The sequence below is a fragment of the Arthrobacter sp. PvP023 genome (assembly GCF_017832975.1).
Lineage (GTDB): Bacteria > Actinomycetota > Actinomycetes > Actinomycetales > Micrococcaceae > Arthrobacter.
This window is the reverse complement of record NZ_JAFIBI010000001.1, coordinates 919,457-937,767: the sequence shown is the minus strand read 5'-3', so window position 1 is coordinate 937,767 and position 18,311 is coordinate 919,457. Positions and strand designations below refer to the sequence as shown.

Annotated in this window: 16 protein-coding genes and 1 pseudogene; 12 read left to right on the top strand and 5 right to left on the bottom strand. The window is 65.5% G+C overall.

Annotated features, from left to right (window positions below):
* Window positions 1-49 precede the first annotated feature (49 nt).
* The 3 genes from JOE31_RS04320 to JOE31_RS04310 all read right to left on the bottom strand — a co-directional run bounded on the left by JOE31_RS04320 (window position 50) and on the right by JOE31_RS04310 (window position 1,881).
* Entirely contained in the window at window positions 50-376 is a 327-nt protein-coding gene (locus JOE31_RS04320; protein ID WP_209742302.1) for a winged helix-turn-helix domain-containing protein, read from the bottom strand.
* On the bottom strand, window positions 373-1,401 hold the full coding sequence (locus JOE31_RS04315; protein ID WP_209742301.1) for a TerC family protein: 1,029 nt from the start codon (window positions 1,399-1,401) through the stop codon (window positions 373-375). The genes JOE31_RS04320 and JOE31_RS04315 overlap by 4 nt, the downstream gene beginning before the upstream one ends.
* A gap of 183 nt (window positions 1,402-1,584) precedes the next feature.
* The gene (locus tag JOE31_RS04310) at window positions 1,585-1,881 is read right to left on the bottom strand and encodes a hypothetical protein (RefSeq protein ID WP_209742300.1); all 297 of its coding nucleotides are present in this window, start codon (window positions 1,879-1,881) and stop codon (window positions 1,585-1,587) included.
* Between the two features lie 154 nt (window positions 1,882-2,035).
* On the opposite strand from JOE31_RS04310, the gene JOE31_RS04305 reads away from it, so the two are divergent.
* The 5 genes and pseudogenes from JOE31_RS04305 to JOE31_RS21800 all read left to right on the top strand — a co-directional run bounded on the left by JOE31_RS04305 (window position 2,036) and on the right by JOE31_RS21800 (window position 6,299).
* Window positions 2,036-2,575, top strand: a complete 540-nt coding sequence (locus JOE31_RS04305) for a TspO/MBR family protein (RefSeq protein ID WP_307864365.1) — start codon at window positions 2,036-2,038, stop codon at window positions 2,573-2,575.
* Between the two features lie 46 nt (window positions 2,576-2,621).
* The gene (locus JOE31_RS04300; RefSeq protein ID WP_209742299.1) at window positions 2,622-3,359 is read left to right on the top strand and encodes a VOC family protein; all 738 of its coding nucleotides are present in this window, start codon (window positions 2,622-2,624) and stop codon (window positions 3,357-3,359) included.
* 189 nt (window positions 3,360-3,548) lie between these two features.
* Window positions 3,549-4,640 (top strand): type I restriction endonuclease, encoded by a 1,092-nt coding sequence (locus JOE31_RS04295; RefSeq protein ID WP_209742298.1) that lies wholly within the window; start codon window positions 3,549-3,551, stop codon window positions 4,638-4,640.
* Between the two features lie 156 nt (window positions 4,641-4,796).
* Window positions 4,797-5,738, top strand: a pseudogene (locus JOE31_RS21890) (zinc-ribbon domain-containing protein); the annotation flags it as partial.
* A gap of 81 nt (window positions 5,739-5,819) precedes the next feature.
* A complete protein-coding gene (locus tag JOE31_RS21800; RefSeq protein WP_307864364.1) occupies window positions 5,820-6,299 on the top strand; it encodes a DUF559 domain-containing protein in 480 nt (159 codons plus the stop codon).
* A 106-nt stretch (window positions 6,300-6,405) separates the two neighbouring features.
* Here the strand turns inward: JOE31_RS21800 and JOE31_RS04285 are convergent, their stop codons facing one another.
* Together JOE31_RS04285 and JOE31_RS04280 are read right to left on the bottom strand one after the other, a co-directional pair.
* Window positions 6,406-7,179: a GPP34 family phosphoprotein gene (locus JOE31_RS04285; protein WP_209742296.1), complete on the bottom strand. Its 774-nt coding sequence runs from the start codon at window positions 7,177-7,179 to the stop codon at window positions 6,406-6,408.
* A 78-nt stretch (window positions 7,180-7,257) separates the two neighbouring features.
* Window positions 7,258-7,698 carry a hypothetical protein gene (locus tag JOE31_RS04280; protein ID WP_209742295.1) on the bottom strand — a complete coding sequence of 147 codons (441 nt, stop codon included), beginning with the start codon at window positions 7,696-7,698 and terminating at the stop codon, window positions 7,258-7,260.
* Between the two features lie 185 nt (window positions 7,699-7,883).
* Here JOE31_RS04280 and JOE31_RS04275 point away from each other — a divergent pair, with 185 nt between their 5' ends.
* From JOE31_RS04275 to JOE31_RS04245, 7 genes are all read left to right on the top strand, one after another.
* Window positions 7,884-8,807 (top strand): LysR family transcriptional regulator, encoded by a 924-nt coding sequence (locus JOE31_RS04275; protein WP_209742294.1) that lies wholly within the window; start codon window positions 7,884-7,886, stop codon window positions 8,805-8,807.
* 150 nt (window positions 8,808-8,957) lie between these two features.
* Window positions 8,958-9,560 (top strand): TetR/AcrR family transcriptional regulator, encoded by a 603-nt coding sequence (locus tag JOE31_RS04270; RefSeq protein WP_209742293.1) that lies wholly within the window; start codon window positions 8,958-8,960, stop codon window positions 9,558-9,560.
* Window positions 9,561-9,681: 121 nt separating this feature from the next.
* Complete coding sequence (locus JOE31_RS04265; RefSeq protein WP_209742292.1) at window positions 9,682-11,220, top strand: aldehyde dehydrogenase family protein; 1,539 nt, start codon at window positions 9,682-9,684, stop codon at window positions 11,218-11,220.
* On the top strand, window positions 11,221-12,861 hold the full coding sequence (locus JOE31_RS04260; RefSeq protein WP_209742291.1) for a GMC family oxidoreductase: 1,641 nt from the start codon (window positions 11,221-11,223) through the stop codon (window positions 12,859-12,861).
* A 124-nt stretch (window positions 12,862-12,985) separates the two neighbouring features.
* Complete coding sequence (locus JOE31_RS04255) at window positions 12,986-14,572, top strand: APC family permease (protein WP_245198970.1); 1,587 nt, start codon at window positions 12,986-12,988, stop codon at window positions 14,570-14,572.
* A gap of 147 nt (window positions 14,573-14,719) precedes the next feature.
* Window positions 14,720-15,286 carry a hypothetical protein gene (locus tag JOE31_RS04250; RefSeq protein WP_209742289.1) on the top strand — a complete coding sequence of 189 codons (567 nt, stop codon included), beginning with the start codon at window positions 14,720-14,722 and terminating at the stop codon, window positions 15,284-15,286.
* Complete coding sequence (locus JOE31_RS04245) at window positions 15,283-18,165, top strand: ATP-binding cassette domain-containing protein (protein WP_209742288.1); 2,883 nt, start codon at window positions 15,283-15,285, stop codon at window positions 18,163-18,165. Before JOE31_RS04250 ends, JOE31_RS04245 begins: the two co-directional genes overlap by 4 nt.
* Window positions 18,166-18,311: the final 146 nt, after the last annotated feature.

The window sequence follows — 18,311 nt, the reverse complement described above, 5'->3', positions numbered from 1 at the left end:
GCGGGATATCCCGCCGTCGTCCGCTTGCGTTTGAGAACGGGCAGCGTTCTTACGGTGCCGGATCGGAGAACAGCCGGATCAGACCGTCGATTTCCCGGGCTGCCTCGGTAGGATGCCGGAAGTGCTGATGCGGCTCAATGCTGTACCGGGTGCGGCGTCCCACCCGGGAGCGCTGCAGGTATCCGCCGCTTTCGAGGTCCTTGAGGATCTGGAGGGCTGCCCGCGTCGTGATGCCCACCCGGCCGGCGATGTCCGCCACGCGGATTTCGGGGTCCGACGCCACCGCCAGCAGCACGTGCCCGTGGTTGGTGAGGAAGGTCCACCCGGCCCGCCCGGAGGCGGGCAGGCCGGGTGGGTATGCTTCCTCCGGATTCACGTCCGGACCGGCTTCTTGCCGGGGCGCCGCCACAGCGGTTCCAGTGCTTCAATCTCCTCGTCCGAGGCGGTTCCGAACGGCGGGTTCGGCGGCGCGGGGAGCGCGTGGCGTCCCTGCCCCCGGGTGGCCCAGAGGCTCGCCGCTATGGATATGCCGAGGATCGTGGCGATGACGGCCAGGGACACCGGGGTGGGGATGTAGTAGATGTCGATCTTGAGGAGCATCTTGATGCCGACCCAGATCAGGACGAGTGCAAGGCCGATCTTGAGGTAGATGAACCGGTGGATCAGGTCGGCCAAGAGGAAGTACATGGCCCGGAGCCCCAGGATCGCGAAGGCGTTGGCGGTGAAGACGAGGAATACTTCGTCGGTGACGGCGAAGATCGCCGGGATGGAGTCCACCGCGAAGATGATGTCCGTGACCTCCACCAGGACCAGGACGGCCAGCAACGGGGTGGCAAGCAGGGCGCCGTTCTTGCGGATCAGGAAGCGCTGGCCATGGAAGTCCTCGGTCATGGGCACCCGCCGCCGGAAGAGCGCCAGTGCCTTGGATTTCTCCGGGTCCAGGTGTTCGTTGCGGTGGCGGATCATCTGGACGCCGGTGTAGAGCAGGAAGGCCGCGAAGAGGTACAGCACCCATCCGGCGCTGGCGATGATCGCGGAGCCGGCCGCGATGAAGATCCCCCGGAACACCAGGGCGCCCAGCACGCCGAAGAACAGGACCCGGTGCTGGTACTCCCGGGGCACCGCGAAGTACGTGAAGATGATGGCCCAGATGAACACGTTGTCCACGGCGAGGGACTTCTCGATCAGGTAGCCGGCGAAGTACTGCTGGCCTAATTCGGCCCCGTAGATCCCCCACACCAGGGCACCGAAACCAACTCCGAAGGCAACCCAGACAGCCGACCACAGGGCCGCTTCCCGGACGCCAATCACGTGAGCCTTGCGGTGCGCGAAAAGGTCCACGGCCAGCATGAGGACAATGAAGCCAAGGACGGCCAACCAGGCCCATAGGGGAACATTCATGAGATAAACCCGCTTCCAGTCAGTTCAACCAACTGGAGGTCTTTCCCGGTCCTCTGGGGACCTGTCCCGCCGGGCCGTTCAGGGACGGCCGGACTGACGACGGAACATTTGGGGGATACTCCCCTCCGTACCGAATAGTGAAACACATTTCACCTGTTGCGGCAATGGGTGGGCTTGGGCTTCTCAGGCCGGGGGACTCGGCTGGACGTGGAGGGTTTCCAGATAGTCGTCGTCGTACTTGTCGTCCCGCACGTCGTCATTCGGGAAACCACCGGGAAGGGTGCCCTGATTCAGGCCGGCCAGAAGGATGTGCTCAAGCCCCGGTTCGGTGTTCAAGGCGGTTGCCTGGACGGTTTCGGAGGCCACGCCGGGTATTTTTGCGTTGGCCATTTCATCGATGCCGGCCACGCTGGCTGCGACCAGTAAAAACGCCGCGACGGCGGCCAGCCCGGGAACTGTTCTCCTTCTCCATGCGCTCATACCCTCATCGTGGTCTGCGCGCATGGGAACGAGGCACCGTTTGCCTATGGGCAGGCTGTGAAAGGCCAGCACAGTACGACGGCGGGAGGACGACGGCGGGCGGTCCCGCCGTCGTGGTTTGACGGGAAGGCCCGCTGTTGTTCACAGTAAGTCAGTGCTCTTGAACGTTGAACAAAGCGCCCCGGGCACTCCCGCCCCCGGCACACGGCCGCGGAAGCGGCAGATTGCGGCCCTCCTCGGTTTCCTGGCGTTGTCCTGGGCGGTGTCCCTGCTGGGCTCCCTGCCGATCAGGATGAACAGTGCCTGGTATGCGGCCGCGGACAAGGCGCCGTGGACCCCGCCGGGGTGGATGTTCGGCTCGGCCTGGCTGATGCTGTACGCGGCCATGGCGGTGGCGGCGTGGCTGGTGTGGCGGCAGCAGCGCTTCCCGCGCAGGGAGGCGCTCAAGGTGTACGGCGGCCTGATGCTGCTGAACCTGTCGTGGCCGCTGATGTTCTTCGGCATGTACCCGATGCTGGGGACGGCCGCCCTGTGGCTGGCGCTGCTCGTGATTGCAGCCCACGCCGTGATCGCCACCTTCGCCGTGCTGCACTTCGGGCCGATCAGTACGACGGCGGGAGTGCTGATGCTGCCCTACGTTTCGTGGCTAGTGTTCTCGGGGAGCCTGAACCTGTACGCCGCCCTGAACAACTAAGGCCCGCCTCCCGGTCCGGATGTTGGCTGTTGTAGGGTCTGGCGGTATGGCATTGCAACTCGTTCAGGTGAATTTCAAGGCCCGGGATGACGCAGCGCTCGGCCGGTTTTGGGCGGAGGCGCTCGGCTGGGGTGTTTCCAGCGAAGGGCCCGGAGTGACCAACGTTGAACCCGTGGGCTTCGTCTGGCCGGACCCCGCCGCCGTGTGCGTCGATGTGGTCACCGTCCCGGACCCCGAGACGGTCAAGTACCGCGCGCACCTCGATCTCGCCACCACCTCCGCTGCCCATCAGGCGGAGCTGGTCGCGCGGCTGAAGGAGCTTGGAGCGACGCCGGCCGACGTGGGCCCGGGTGATGCGCCGTGGACGGCCCTGGCCGACCCGGAGGGCAACCTGTTCCGGGTGCTGGAACCCCGGTCGATCTACCGGGACACCGGGCCGATTGCCGCGGTGGTGGTCAACTGTGCGGACCCGCGGGCCATGGCCAGGTTCTGGAGCGAGGCGATGGACTGGACCCTGCACGAGGTGACTGACGATCATGCGAGGCTGCGTTCGGCCAAGGGTGTGGGACCGTATCTCGAGTTCCTACGGATTCCCGTTTTGAAGACCGTTTGCGGCCGCGTCCATCTCGACCTGATGCCGTACCCCGGCGATGATCAGGCAGCAGAGGTGGCCCGCCTGCGGGCTCTTGGCGCCACTGATGCCGACGTCGGCCAGGGCGACGTGCCATGGGTGTGCCTCGCCGACTCTGAGGGCAACGAGTTCTGCGTCCTCGCCCCGCGGTGACGCGGGGTGGCTCGGCTGGCGTCGCTGATGCGAGGTCCCGGAGCCACGCTGAACTAAACCACGCCACTTAGCCACCCAAATGTCGAAAATGTTCACCAACGCCTCTTGCTAAAACCATGCCTACATTTCGGTTAGATCCGGCCTCGCTGCGCTACGGTTGGCAGCACCAACATTTTTCAAGGGGGACAAATGGAGTTTTCAGAAAAACTTTCGGCTCTGGCAGCAAAGGTGCGTCAGCAGCGAGGTGTGATCCAAACCGAGGAGGCTACAAAGAATGCCTTTGTCATGCCCTTCATTTCCACAATTCTTGGTTACGACGTCTTCAATCCCATGGAAGTCGTTCCAGAGTTCATCGCGGATGTAGGTCTCAAGAAAGGCGAGAAGATCGACTACGCCATCGTCAAGGACGGCGAAGTCCAGATCCTGATCGAGTGCAAAAAGTCCACGGAACCAGTGAAGATCGAGCACGCGTCTCAGCTTTTTCGGTACTTTGCCGTCACGAACGCCAGAATCGCTATCCTGACCAACGGCGAGGTGTACCAGTTCTTCACGGACCTCGATGCACCAAACCGCATGGACGAAAAGCCGTTTCTCGTACTCGATTTGAGCGATATTGATGAGTCCCTCATCCCGGAACTGCAGAAGCTATCCAAGGACGTCTTTGATCTCGATTCGATCATCAGTGCCGCTGGAGAATTGAAATACATCGGTGAACTCAAGAGGACTTTGGCGGCTCAATTCAAGGAGCCGGAGGATGAGTGGGTCAAGTTCCTCACTGGTCGCGTTTATCCGGGCCCTTACACGCAGAAAGTCCGTGAACAATTCACAGCCTTGGTAACCAAGGCGTCCAAGCAGTTCCTGAACGACCAGGTGAACGAGCGCCTAAAGAAAGCCCTCGGCGCCCCCAGCTTCCCGCAAAGTGACGACGCCACGGCGGCGGCCACCGTCACCAGCGCTCCTGTGGCCGAAGCTGACTTGGCCGAGGCGGATGGTTTGGAAACAACACTGGAGGAAATCGAGGGCTACCAGATCGTCCGGGCAATCGTCTGCAGCGAAGTGAAGCCCGCTCGCGTGGTCCAGAGGGACGCCAAGTCCTATTTCGCGGTGTTGCTGGACGACAACAACCGAAAGCCGATTGCGCGCCTGCACTTCAACCGTACGCAGAAGTACATCGGAATCTTCGACGTCAACAAAGAAGAGACCCGGGTGCCTATTGGCTCGCTGGAAGAAATCTACGAGCACACAGAAGCCCTGCGGGCGAGCGTCAAGAGTTACCTGTGATCGAGCCGGCAAGGGGCTAAAACTTCCCTTGCAACTAAGCACACCGACGAGCGGACGACGGCGGTACTTCCCGCGGTCGTCCGCTCTCGGCGAGTGCCGCTCCCCTACGCTGCCGACCAGCCAGCGACGGAGGACGTCATCGACAGCATTCAGACGATGAGTGCACCACGACTGAGCCAGACCTCAACCGGATTGACAAGGAAGACCATGACCGATGGAGAACCCGTGAGGCCAGCCGCTAGGGATCGAAAGCGGCACCAGCCCGTACACGATGAGGGCCTGAATTCGCTTGCCTATCTATTTCCAGACGTAGCAGCGGAATGGGACCTGGCAAAGAACGCCTTTTCCCCGGCGTACGTCCGACCGCGGAGCAACCGCCGCATCTGGTGGCTTTGCAGCAATGGCCACTCGTGGCAAGCTACCCCCGATGTGCGAACCAAGGGCCACGGCTGCGCCGCATGCAAGGGCACGAAAGCCACACCTGAAAACAACCTCGTTGTCGCCCGACCAGACCTCATACCCACCTGGCATCATCAGCGGAACAAAACCGAACTGCGTGTGGGCCCGACCGATGTACTGCCCCAGTCGAACAAGAAGGTCTGGTGGATCTGCCCGAAGAATTCTGGGCATGAGTACCAAGCATCCCCTGCTGAACGGTTCCGGGGTAGGGGCTGTCCCTACTGCGCGGGAAAGCGGGTTGACTCATCAAACAGCGTCGCAAGCCGGAGTCCAATCCTGGCCGCCGAGTGGGATCCGGCCAACACCAGGGGTCCCGAACATGTGGCAGCTGGCAGCGACTACGCAGCCGACTGGATATGCCGGAAGGACAGCTCACATAAGTGGACCGCCGCAGTAAGCTCCCGGCCAGCAAACGGGGCCGGTTGCCCATTCTGCGACGGCAAGCGCCCAACGGAGCGCAACCGTCTGGACTTGAACAGTCCAACGCTGGCAAGCCAGTGGCACCCCACCAGGAACGAGGGCTTAACCCCGGCAGACGTAACCACGGGAAGCAATAGGCTTGCATGGTGGGTCTGCCCCCAGGACAGCACGCATGTGTGGTCCGGTCAAGTGCGTGCGCGTGCCCTCGACGGCGATGGCTGCAAATGGTGTGCACCGACCTTGCGCTCCCGGACCGATGTCGCACTCGCGTGTGAGTTCGCTGCTGTGTTCCCAAATGACGTGGATCCCGTGCGGCAGGAACGTCTCGAGCTTGGCCACAACAGGCCCCACACCGTTGATGTCTTAATCAAGTCGCTGCGCATTGTCATCGAGTTCGACGGTTCTTACTCCCACAAAGGGCACGAGCAGCGTGACCTGTCAAAAACAGAGCGTCTTCGCGAAGCCGGATACAGGGTGGTGCGCATCAGGGAGGAACCCTTAGCGTTGCTGGATCCGCTGTACGACGTGAGCATCGAACAGATCAGGGTGCCAGAGGTTAAGTCCATGACCGACAAGGTCCTGCGTCGCATGACTCATCTAGGGTGGGTTTCCCCTGATGTGATCAGTCCCTACCTTGCATCACGCGAGCCGCAGGCAGCAGAACGGGCTAAGAAGATCTATGATTCCTTGGCCCCTTCCGAACGCTTCGTCCCGTTGAGCGTCAAGGCAAGAAGAAGCCAGGAATCGGCAGAAGGCAGCACCGCTGGCACGCTCATCTAATCTGTGATCCAGCAAAAGAACGTCGCCGCGCTTCCATGCGGTTTGTCGGAGAGCTCCTGACGTGCCCCAGACCCCCCGCTCCCGCGCCTGTCGTCCGCAGCCAGCCTCACAACGTGGCGGCTTCTTCCTCCGCCAATCGGATCAATCGGAGTTCGTCCTCCACGGCGCGGGTGGGCCAATAGTCCCTGGCCAGCTCGTTTGCCCGGGTGAGGTCTGCTGCCGGGAAGAGCTTGCCGAGCAGTCCGGCCGCCTGAAGCAGGGCGATCAGCACTGTAGTCCTGACATCGGGCCCCTTAGGCTCAGGCTTGGCGGCAGGCTTCGCAACATCAGGCTTCGTGGAACCGGAAGCCGCGGCATCGGCCGCAGTGGCATCAGGCACCGCAGCAATAGCAGCCCCGGCTTCAGGGGCCTCGAGATCGGCCGGCGCACCGCTGAGTGCCGCTTCGATCTTTTTCAGGAGCGCCGCCTCCGCAGCGTGGTCCTTCTCGCGGTACCGCACGGCCCGGAACCGGCCCAGGTGCTTTTCGCCGACATGTTCCACGATGCCCTGTGCCGCCATGCCCTCATAGACACGCCGCACTTCGGCGCGGCCCTCCAATATGGCGACCCACCCCTTCGGAGTGTGGGGCCGGGATTTGCCGCGGATGAGTTCCAACTCGTACTGGAAGTCCGTTTGAGGGACGGTCCCGGTGGCCCTGACGTGCTTTCCCTGCAGCTCGATCGCACCGAGCAGCGCCAACTCGGCCAATATTGCCCCTGCCACAGTGGTCCTGAGTGCGAACACCGGCACTTCAGGTTTGCCGTTGTTGTCGTTCGTAGCCAAGAGAAGGAAAGCCTGGGGAAGGCTCAGTTCCACCGTTTGAGCTGATTGAGCGTCCATAGCATCATGGTGGCCCTGTTGGGCTGGCACCACAATGACGAACTACGAGCGGCGACGTCAACGTCAGCGGGAACGCCGTCAGCGAGCCCCGGCGGTGCTGCTCAGGTGCCCGGAGTCCGCTGTCCGCACGTCACGCAGGCTGGCCTGGCACTCAGCCGCACGTCCTGCTACATCGCCGTGAACGGCAGACGTAATTGCCTCCACAACAGCGATTTGTCCGGTCGTGTCGGGGACGCCTGGAAATTGCACCTGCGGGGCCTCAACCGCGGCCACCGGCGAATCGTCCGTGGCACGCATGCGAAGAATCGCGATGGCGGAAATAAGGCACCAGGCAATGTTCGTGACCACGGAGGGCCACGCTTCGTGGACCGCACCATTGACGATGAAGGCGCATGCACCGATGAGGTTAGCCACCTGGAAGCGCTTGCCGGCCTTCAACCAACCCATGGAGACAGACAGGTATGCCGACAGGATCAGAACGGCCCCCGACCAACCTGCGATTTCCCACAGCAGTTCCATGATGTCCTTTCGAAGTGATGCCCGGCTGCCGTCCGCTGGCGGAATGAAGATGGCGGGCTATGCGTGTGCTTGGAGGTCCGGCCCGGATGTCCCCCGCGGGCCTGTCATTTCAACAGCAATTATGGGCACGGCCCACCTTTAGAGCAATTGCATTCCACTGAAGACCTGGTTTAGAAATACTTAACATGGACATCGATCCGCGCCGGTTGCGCGTTCTTCTTGCAATTGCTCGTACGGGCGGCGTGCTGGCAGCCGCGGACGAGCTGGGACTTACGCCCTCGGCCGTCTCACAGCAGCTCACCAAATTAGAGGACGAGACGGGGCACGCCCTGGTGGTGCGCACACCCAAGGGCTCAGTTTTGACACCCGCCGGCTTGGCAGTTGCCGAAGCAGGCGAGGAGATTGAACGCGCACTCAGTGTTGCCCGCGCCCGAATCGAAGGCGGGGCCAAGGTCGCAGGAGTCGTGCGCGTGGGCGGATTCACCAGCTTCGTCCGGACGGTGGTGATCCCGCGCCTGCCCGAGTGGCGCACCCAGTACCCGCAATTAGCGATCAGGATCGTTGAGGACGACTTCCCTGCCTTGATGCGGCTGTTACGTCAGCGCCAGCTCGACGCCGTCGTGGTTGAGCTCGACTCGACGACCGCCGAGCAACGTTCACTTTCCGCCGGAATGATCGAAGAGCCACTACTTGACGAGCCCTGGAAGCTGGTGGTTCCCTCGGGTGCCCTGCTCACCACCGAGAACGTTGATCTTGCCGGGCTGCCATTTCCGTGGCTCGGCGTCGAGCCGTCCGCCGCCAACGCGGCGGTGCTTGGTCGCCTTCGCCAGTCAACGGGTGCCCGGATGGAGACTGTCCATCAGTATCAGGACACGCTGACCGCCCTCGCACTCGTGGCTGCGGGCGAGGGTATTGCGATCGCACCCACCCTGGCGTTGAGCGGCGTCCGCCATGACGGGGTGGATGTCCTGGACGTCCCCGGATTGGGCACGCGACGCATCGTCCTGCGACGGTTCGACCGGCGGCGGTCAGCCAACATGCCCGTGGACACAGTCGCGCGCCTCCTACGGGAATCGGCGGCAGCGTTCGACACCCGGTCGACATCCTGACCGGAGCTGCCGGGCCGGGACGTCGGCCTCACCCCTAACCGGTCGCAGAGGCAATCCGGACGACGGCGGGACGTCCCGCCGTCGTCCGCTTCGGTCATGCGGCGCCCCCCGAAAGTGCACTCGTTGCAGGTTAGGCAATAGTCTGGCCAGATGGGGACCAATGCCGTGAACTCCGGCGAACAGGTGGACAGGCAGTCGCGCATTCTTGAGGCGGCGCTGGATCTGCTGTCCCGCCATGGGATTTCGGGGGTGAGCATGCGGGCCGTGGCCCGCGAAGCCGGCGTCGCGCTCGGCCTGGTGAACTACTACTACGACGACAAGACCAGCCTGATACGGGCCGCCCTGCGCCGGGTCGATGAGCACGACCTTCTGCTCGTGGCACCCGACCCGTCGTCGGATCCGGAGGAGCAGCTGCGCAAGGCCCTGCGGCGAGTGGCGGCCGCCGACCTGCTGACCACCCGCTACCTGTCCCTGCGCCTGCACCTCTGGGCGCTGGCCCAAGCTGACGAAGGCTACGCGCAGATCAACGCCGAGGCGTTCGACCGCTATCTCAACGGCCTTGCCGCGCTGGTTTCCAACGCCCAGCCCGCTCTTTCCTGGGAGGCGTGCCGGGGGCGGGCCGCGGACATTGTCGTTATCCAAAACGGCATGTGGCTGACGGCGCTTCTGGGCATTGATGAGGCCTCCATCCAGCGAAGCATCGCCCGCACGGAGCAAATCGCCTTCGCACCTCTTCAGGACCACACCGCTTAGGACCACGGGCTGCACGAGTCCCGAACCACCAGCATCGGGCGGATTAAGCACCCTCCGTAGCATTGAACAACTGTTCAAGAAAGTATTGAACACTCGTTCAATCTGCATTACTGTCCCTCGTATGACTTACGCCACACCAGCCCATGACGTCGTTCGAATCGTGAAAACCGAGACAGCATCCACCCTGTTCATCAACGGTGCCTGGGAGCCGGCCGCCTCCGGCACTGTCCGCGAAATACACAACCCCGCCGACGGCGAGTTGGTGGCCACAGTGTCGGAGGCCGGCCGGGAGGACGCCGAGCGCGCCATCTCCGCAGCCCGCGCCGCCTTCGACTCCGGTGTCTGGTCCTCCGTCCCCGCACCCGAACGCGGCACCTTCCTGCTCAAGGTCGCCGCCGGACTGCGCGAACGCCGGGAAAAGTTCGCCCGGGCGGAATCACTGGACACCGGCAAGCGCATGGTCGAAAGCCGGATCGACATGGACGACATTGCCGCCTGCTTCGAGTACTTCGGCAGGCTCGCCGGGCAGCAGGCGGGCCGCATGGTCGACGCCGGTAACCCCGCTGTCGTCAGCAAAATCGTCTACGAACCCGTGGGCGTCTGCGGCCTGATCACGCCGTGGAACTACCCCCTGCTCCAGGCGGCATGGAAAATCGCGCCCGCACTGGCCGCCGGCTGCACTTTCGTCCTCAAGCCCTCCGAGCTGACCCCGTCCACAGCCATCCTGGCCATGCAGCTGCTGCAGGACCTCGGCCTGCCGGACGGCGTCGCCAACCTCGTCACCGGTGCCGGCGCACAGGCGGGCGCACCGCTCTCGGAACATCCCGACGTCGACCTCGTCTCCTTCACGGGCGGGCTGGAAACCGGCAAGCACATCGCGGCGGCCGCCGCCGGCACCGTCAAGAAGGTGGCGCTGGAGCTTGGCGGCAAGAACCCCAACGTGGTGTTCGCGGACGCGGACTTCGACGCCGCCGTCGACAATGCCCTGAACGGCGCCTTCGTCCACTCCGGGCAGGTCTGCTCCGCCGGGGCGCGGCTGGTGGTGGAGGAATCCATCGCCGAACGCTTTGTGGATGAGCTGGTCCGCCGGGCCGAGGGCGTCCGGATCGGCGGCCCGTTTGACGACGCCGCCGAAACCGGGCCGCTGATTTCCGCGGCCCACCGGGACAAGGTCCACGCCTATGTCCAGCGCGGCATCCAGGAGGGTGCGCGGCTGCGGACCGGCGGCGCGGCGCCGCAAGGAGAAAAGTACGACGGCGGTTTCTACTACCAGCCCACCGTCCTGGACCGCGTCCAAAGGGGAATGTCGGTGGTGGTGGACGAGGCGTTCGGCCCCGTGGTCACCGTGGAGACGTTCCGCACCGAGGATGAAGCCGTAGCCACTGCCAACGACACCATCTACGGCCTGGCCGGGGCGGTCTGGACCCAGGACGCCGGCAAGGCGCAGCGCGTGGCATCCCGGCTGCGGCACGGCACCATCTGGATCAACGACTACCACCCCTACCTCCCCCAGGCCGAGTGGGGCGGCTTCGGCCAGTCCGGCGTCGGCCGCGAGCTGGGCCCCACGGGCCTGGCCGAATACCAGGAAGCCAAGCACATCTACCAGAACACCAGCCCGCAGGTCACCGGCTGGTTCGCGGACCACGGCAAGGAGAACTAAATGCACTTCGACACCATTGAGGACCTCGGCGAGCGCGGGTTCGACTACGTCGTGATCGGCGGCGGATCCGCCGGGGCGGCCGTTGCCGCGAGGCTGAGCGAGGACCCGGACGTGTCCGTGGTCCTGGTGGAAGCAGGACCCGATGACCGCAACCTGCCCGAAATCCTGCAACTGGACCGCTGGATGGAGCTGCTGGAATCCGGCTACGACTGGGACTACCCGGTGGAGCCGCAGGAAAATGGCAACTCCTTCATGCGCCACGCCCGTGCCAAAGTGATGGGCGGGTGTTCCAGCCACAACTCGTGCATCGCCTTCTGGGCCCCGCGCGAGGACCTGGACGAGTGGGAGTCCAAGTACGGAGCCGCAGGCTGGAACGCCGATGCCGCCTGGCCGCTTTACCAGCGGCTGGAAACCAACGAGGACGCCGGCCCGGACGCGCCGCACCACGGGGACTCAGGCCCCGTGCACCTGATGAACGTGCCCCCGGCGGACCCAGCCGGCGTGGCGCTTCTGGACGCCTGTGAGCAGGCCGGCATCCCCCGCGCGAAGTTCAACACGGGTAGAACCGTCATCAACGGCGCCAACTTCTTCCAGATCAACCGCCGCGCGGACGGCACCCGGTCATCCAGCTCCGTCTCCTATATCCACCCGATCATCGAACGCCCCAACTTCACCCTGCTGACAGGCCTCCGCGCCCGCCAGCTCGTATTCGACGCGGACAAGCGCTGCACCGGCGTGGACGTGGTGGACTCTGCGTTCGGCCGGACCCACCGGCTCTCCGCCCACCGCGAGGTCATCCTGTCCACCGGCGCCATCGACTCCCCGAAGCTGCTGATGCTATCCGGCATCGGCCCGGCAGCGCACCTCGCCGCGCACGGCATCGAGGTGCTGGTGGACTCCCCCGGCGTGGGCGAGAACCTGCAGGACCACCCCGAAGGCGTGGTCCAGTTCGAGGCCAAGCAGCCCATGGTGCAAACATCCACCCAGTGGTGGGAAATCGGCATCTTCACCCCCACCGAGGATGGCCTGGACCGCCCGGACCTGATGATGCACTACGGCTCCGTCCCGTTCGACATGAACACCCTGCGGCACGGCTACCCAACCACGGAGAACGGCTTTTCCCTCACCCCGAACGTCACGCACGCCCGCTCCCGCGGCACCGTCCGGCTGCGCAGCCGCGACTTCCGCGACAAACCGATGGTGGACCCGCGCTACTTCACCGATCCCGAAGGGCACGACATGCGCGTCATGGTGGCCGGCATCCGCAAGGCACGGGAAATCGCCGCCCAGCCCGCCATGGCCGAGTGGACCGGCCGCGAGCTCTCGCCCGGCGTCGAGGCGCAGACGGACGAGGAGCTGCGGGAGTACATCCGCAAGACCCACAACACCGTGTACCACCCGGTGGGCACGGTCCGGATGGGTGCGGCCGACGACGGGATGTCACCGCTGGATCCCGAACTCCGGGTCAAGGGCGTCACCGGCCTTCGCGTGGCGGATGCCTCGGTGATGCCTGAACACGTCACCGTAAACCCCAACATCACTGTCATGATGATCGGCGAGCGCTGCGCCGATCTCATCCGCGCCGGCCGCGCCGGCGGCGCTGCAAGGAAAGAGGAGGAGCTCAGCCCGTCCTTCGCCTGAGAGGCGAGTTCCGGAGGCTATTGATTTCACCCGTGTCCAATGGCGGCCGCGGGGTGCATCGTCGTACTTTTCTGACATAGGAGTTCACATTTTGGAACCCAGCAAGAGTATTGATTCAAGCGGCATGGACGAATTTGGCTATACCCAGACCCTGGACCGGAGCATCGGCAAGTTTGCCAGCTTCGCAGCAGGTGTCAGCTACATCTCCATCCTCACCGGTGTTTTTCAACTGTTCTACTTCGGTTTTTCCATGGCCGGCCCGGCGTACGCCTGGTCCTGGCCCATCGTGTTCGTCGGCCAACTGATGGTGGCGCTGTGCTTTGCCGAGCTGGCCGGGCGCTACCCCGTGGCCGGATCGGTCTACAACTGGGCCAAGCGGCTCTCGTCGGGAACCTCATCCTGGCTGGCGGGCTGGCTGCTCCTGCTCTCCTCCATCGTGGCGCTGGGCTCCGTGGCACTGGCCCTGCAGCTCACCCTGCCCCAGCTCTGGTCCGGTTTCCAGTTCGTCGGTGACGGCACCGGGCCCTACGACTTCGCCATGAACGGCGTGGTGCTGGCCACCGTCATGATCACCATCTCCACCCTCATCAACGCCTTCGGTGTAAAGCTGATGACCAGGATCAACAGCATCGGCGTCTTCGTGGAGCTGACCGCGGCCGTGCTGCTGATCCTCGCGCTGGGCTGGCACGTGGTGCGGGGGCCCGAGGTCTTCTTCGACACCGCCGGCTTCGGCGAAGGGCACGACCTTGGCTTCTTCGGCGTCTTCCTCATCGGCGCCATGGCGTCCGGCTACGTCATGTACGGCTTCGATACCGCCAGCTCGCTCGGGGAGGAGACGAAGGACCCCAAGCGCACGGCCCCCAAGGCCATCCTGCGCGCCGTCACAGCCTCGTTCCTGCTGGGCGGCCTGATCCTGCTGTTTGGCATCCTGGCCGCACCGGACCTGGCCGATCCCAAGGTGGGAGCTGCCGACGGCGGGCTGCAGTACATCGTGCTCTCCGTCCTGGGCGGACCTTTCGGCAAGGCCTTCCTGGCATGCATCGTGGTGGCCGTGGTGGTCTGCACGCTGGCTGTCCACGCCGCCGCCATCCGTATGATGTTCGCCATGGCACGGGACAACAACCTGCCGTTCAGCCGGCAGCTCAGCAGGGTGGATCCGGTCCGCAGGACGCCCAAGATCGCGGCGATCGTGATCGGCGTCATGGCCGTCATTCCGCTGCTGGTCAACGTGATGCAGCCGGCCATCTTCACCATCATGTCCAGCATCAGCATCGTCCTGATCTATCTGTCCTACCTGCTGGTCACTGTTCCGTTGCTGCGCAACCGGCTGCTGAAGAAGTGGCCACTGCAGGATCAGCAGTCCGAAGCCGGGTTCAGCCTTGGCAAATGGGGTCTGCCGGTGAACATCCTCGCGGTCTTCTGGGGCGGTGCCATGACACTGAATCTGGTCTGGCCTCGGCCGGAGATCTACAACTCGGTGCCGCCGTTCGAGTGGTACCTGCAGTGGGGCGGCGTGATCTTCGTGGGCGCCGTGATCATTGGCGGGACCCTGCTCTACCGTCTGAAGATCCGCCACCAGACCGGGGTGCTGGCCGAGCACGCCGCGGCAGTCGCAGCACATCCGTCGTCGGGCGCTGCGCAGTACGAATCAGCACAGCACGAAGCCCCGGAGGATGCGCTCGCAGTCAAGATGGCCGGGTCGGAAGCTTAGTAACGCCCCCGGAAGGGTCGACGACGGCACTCACCCGAGCGCCGTCGTCGACCCTTTTGTTTTAATCGGGGACCTGCCCGCTGCCCTGTGACGTCACACAACGTGACGGCATCCCGATCCGGAGAGGCCACGCCCTACCCTTGACATGTGACTTTGACTAAGATCCGCACTGCCGCCGCGAGCTCCCTCGCCGCCGCAGGTCTCCTGTTTACCCTCGCCGCCTGTTCCACGCCGGCCGCCACCCAGCCCACCACCTCCGCGCCGGCCTCAGCAACGTCTTCATCCAGCGCCGCCGCATCCACCGACGGCGAGACCTGCACCGGCGTGAAGGTCATCGTCGATTCGGGCGCCCTGAAGCAGGATGCCGCTGATACGTCCGTTTGTGTGCCCGCGGACGCGCCAATCCTCGCTTCCAAGGCGCTCGAAGAGGCAGACGTGGAAACCGAAGGCACCACTCAGTACCCCAACGAACTGGTGTGCCGGGTGAACGGTGTGCCCGCTGCGGACTTCGACATTACGCACAAGGAGGGCACGTACCGCGAAGAATGCCAGGGCATGCCCGCCGCCTTCGCCTACTGGGCACTCTGGGTCAAGCCGGCCTCCGGTGACTGGGCCTACGCCCAGGAGGGCCTCGCCACCTTGAAGGTGAGCCCCGGCGAGAGCCTGGAACTGCTCTTCACGGTCGACGGCGAACCGGCCGCCCCCGCGGCATGACCTTCCGGCCCGCGCCATTACGCGCCGCGGCGGCCCTCGCCGTCGTCTTCATCGTGGCGCGGGTCATCTACCGCATCCTTTTCAACGGGGCGGGCATCGGCGAGCCGGTCCTGCTCGACCTGCCGGCCATTCGCCTGCCTGCCCCGTACGCCCATGTGGTTTTCCTCGGCCCGGTCAGCGGACCCGGGCTGTGGGCGGCGGTCCTGTCCGCCCTGCCGATTGCCGCGATGCTCCTCGGTTTCGGCGTGCTCAACGCGTTTGTGGACGTGGCCCGCGGCTTTGTCCACCTGGCCCGCCGCGGCCCCATGCAGGGCATCGGGCGGATGCTGGTGGTGGCCTGGGCGGCGCTCCCCGCACTGTCCGACGCCGTCACCTCCGTCCGCCTGGCGTTCCGGCTGCGGGGTGAACGCTTCGGCCCCCGCGCCCTGGTGCCCGTCCTCGAGCGCACCCTTGAGCACGCGGGCAGGGTTGCCGCGGCTCTGGAGCTGCGCGGCTTCGGGAGCCGGGCAGGGCACCGGCCCGGGAACGACGACGGCGGCCCGCTTCAGGTGCGCGACGCCCAGTTCCGCATCGGCGACGCGCAGGTCAGCGTCCCTGACTTCACACCGCGGAGCGGGTCCATCACGGTGATCACCGGGCCCACGGGATCCGGCAAGTCCACCATCCTGCGCGGCATCGCCGGGCTCCTCTCCCACGTGGACGGCGGAGACATCTCCGGCACCGTGCGTGTATCCGGATTGGACCGCGCCACCACGCCGCCGCGCGATACCGCCCAAGCCGTCGGCGTCGTCCTGCAGAATCCCCGCGCCGCCTTCGCCACCACCCGGGTCCGCGACGAAATCTCCCTTGCCCTTGAGCTTCGCGGCGTGGCGTCCGGGGCCGCCAAGGCCCGGGTGCTGGAGTTGGCGGAGCGCATCGGCGTGACGGCACTCTTGGACCGGAACGTCAGCACCCTCTCCGCGGGCGAGGCAACACTCGTGGCCATCGCCGCTGCGGTGGTGGAAGATCCGGCCCTGCTCCTGGTAGACGAGCCCCTGGCCGACCTCGACACCACAGCCCGCAGGCACGTCATCGCCGTGCTCAACACCCTGGCCCGCGACGCCGGCGTCTGCGTCATCGTGGCGGAGCACCGGGCGTCAGCGCTCGTCCCCGTTGCCGATTCCTGGTGGACCATCGACGGCGGCACCTTGATCCCAACAGCAGGGGTCCCGGCGTCGTCGGCCTCGGCGCCGGTCGAAGCCCGCCACCTCACTTCTCCGCCAGCTGATATCGCCCCGGCGCTGACGGCGACCAACCTCACCGTCCACCGCAAGGGCTCCCCGCTGGTGCGCGACGCGTCCCTGACCCTGCACCGCGGTGAGGTGGTGGCGCTGGTGGGTCCGAACGGGGCCGGGAAGTCGTCCCTCCTGGTGGCGCTCGCCCTGGGTGAGGGTGCGGTGAGCGAAGGAACGGTCAATGCAGGAAAGCGCGACGGCGGCACGGTCGACGGCGGGCGCGTCGCCCTGGTGCCGGACGCCTCGGACGACCTGTTCACTCGGGATACGGTCGCGGGCGAGCTCCGCGCGGCCGAACGTCGCCTTGCGCGCCGAAAGAACGGCGGACAGCCCAGGCCCGGATCTGCGGCGTCACACTTTGCCCGTTTGCGGGGAGACGTCCGGATTCCCATTGGGCACGAGCATCCCCGGGACCTCTCCGCAGGCGAGCGCAGGGTCCTTGCCATCGCGCTGCAGACCATGGACGATCCTCAGGTGCTCCTGATCGATGAGCCGACGCGCGGACTCGATCCTGCGGCGCGCACAGCAGTCTCGGCCGCGCTGCGGGCTGTAGCGGAATCCGGCGCGGCGGTTCTGATCGCCACGCACGACCTCGACTTTGCCCACAGCCTTGGCGCCCGGATCCTACCGATGCGTGACGGCGTCGCGCCTTCCTCTGCACCGGCCAATGCCCCGGAACCGCCCCTCCCGCTCCCCCGGACGGCGGGCCCCGGACTGGCACCAAGGGTCACCGGAGAACGGACAGGCTCGCAGGGCGCGGAAAAACGGCGCCGCATCCGGATACCGCGGGGCGCCGAGCTCGCCGTCCTCGCAGCCGCAAACGTTCTGGCCCTGGCAGCATTCTGCTGGCCGCTGCTCGCTGCGGCCTTCCCGGAGGATGCCGCCGCGGCCCTCCCCTACGCGGCGCTGGCCATTGCGCCGCTCGCCGCGGTCGCCATCGTCGTGTCCATGGACGGCTCGGTCCGCTCGGCACACACGGTGGCTTTGCTTGGTGTGCTGGCGGCAGTAGGTTCGGCGGTGCGGGTGGCCAGCACGGGCGTCGGGGGCGTGGAGGCGGTCTTTATCCTGCTGATCCTGGCCGGCCGGGCCTACGGTGCCCGGTTCGGCATGCTTCTCGGCGCCGCCACCATCGCCCTCTCCAGCGCCTTGTGGGGCGGCCTCGGGCCGTGGACGCCATTCCAGCTGTTCGCCTGCGCGTGGGTGGGCGCGGGGGCCGGCCTGCTCCCCCGCCGGGTGCGGGGCAAGGCGGAACTGTGGATGCTGTGCGGCTACGGCGTGCTGGCGTCCTACCTGTTCGGCCTGCTGACCAATCTGTGGTTCTGGCCCTTCGCAGTCGGCGCCGGCACCGGCATTTCCTACGTGCCCGGCGCGCCGCTGGGCACCAACCTCAGCAGCTTCCTGCTGTACTCGCTGTTGACGTCGACGGCGGGCTGGGACACCCTGCGTGCCATCACCACCATCGTCGGAATCGCTGTGGTGGGGCGGGCCATTCTCGCCGCGCTCCGGCGGGTGAAGCCGGTCTCCGGCATGGTTCCTGGACCCGGCGGGCAGGCCGTGCAGGCTCAATCCGACCAGGACAGGGACCGGCTACACATTGGAGTTTGAGGACACCCGACACAGGTCCCTGTCGGGGAGTCGCGTAAGCCGCGTCGCCCGCAATGGGCTGAACGGACGTCGCCTTGAAGGTCATAGTACGGGGATCCCTAGGATTCGCTATTCCCGGTGGATAGTCTGGGACAGGACGCCACCCG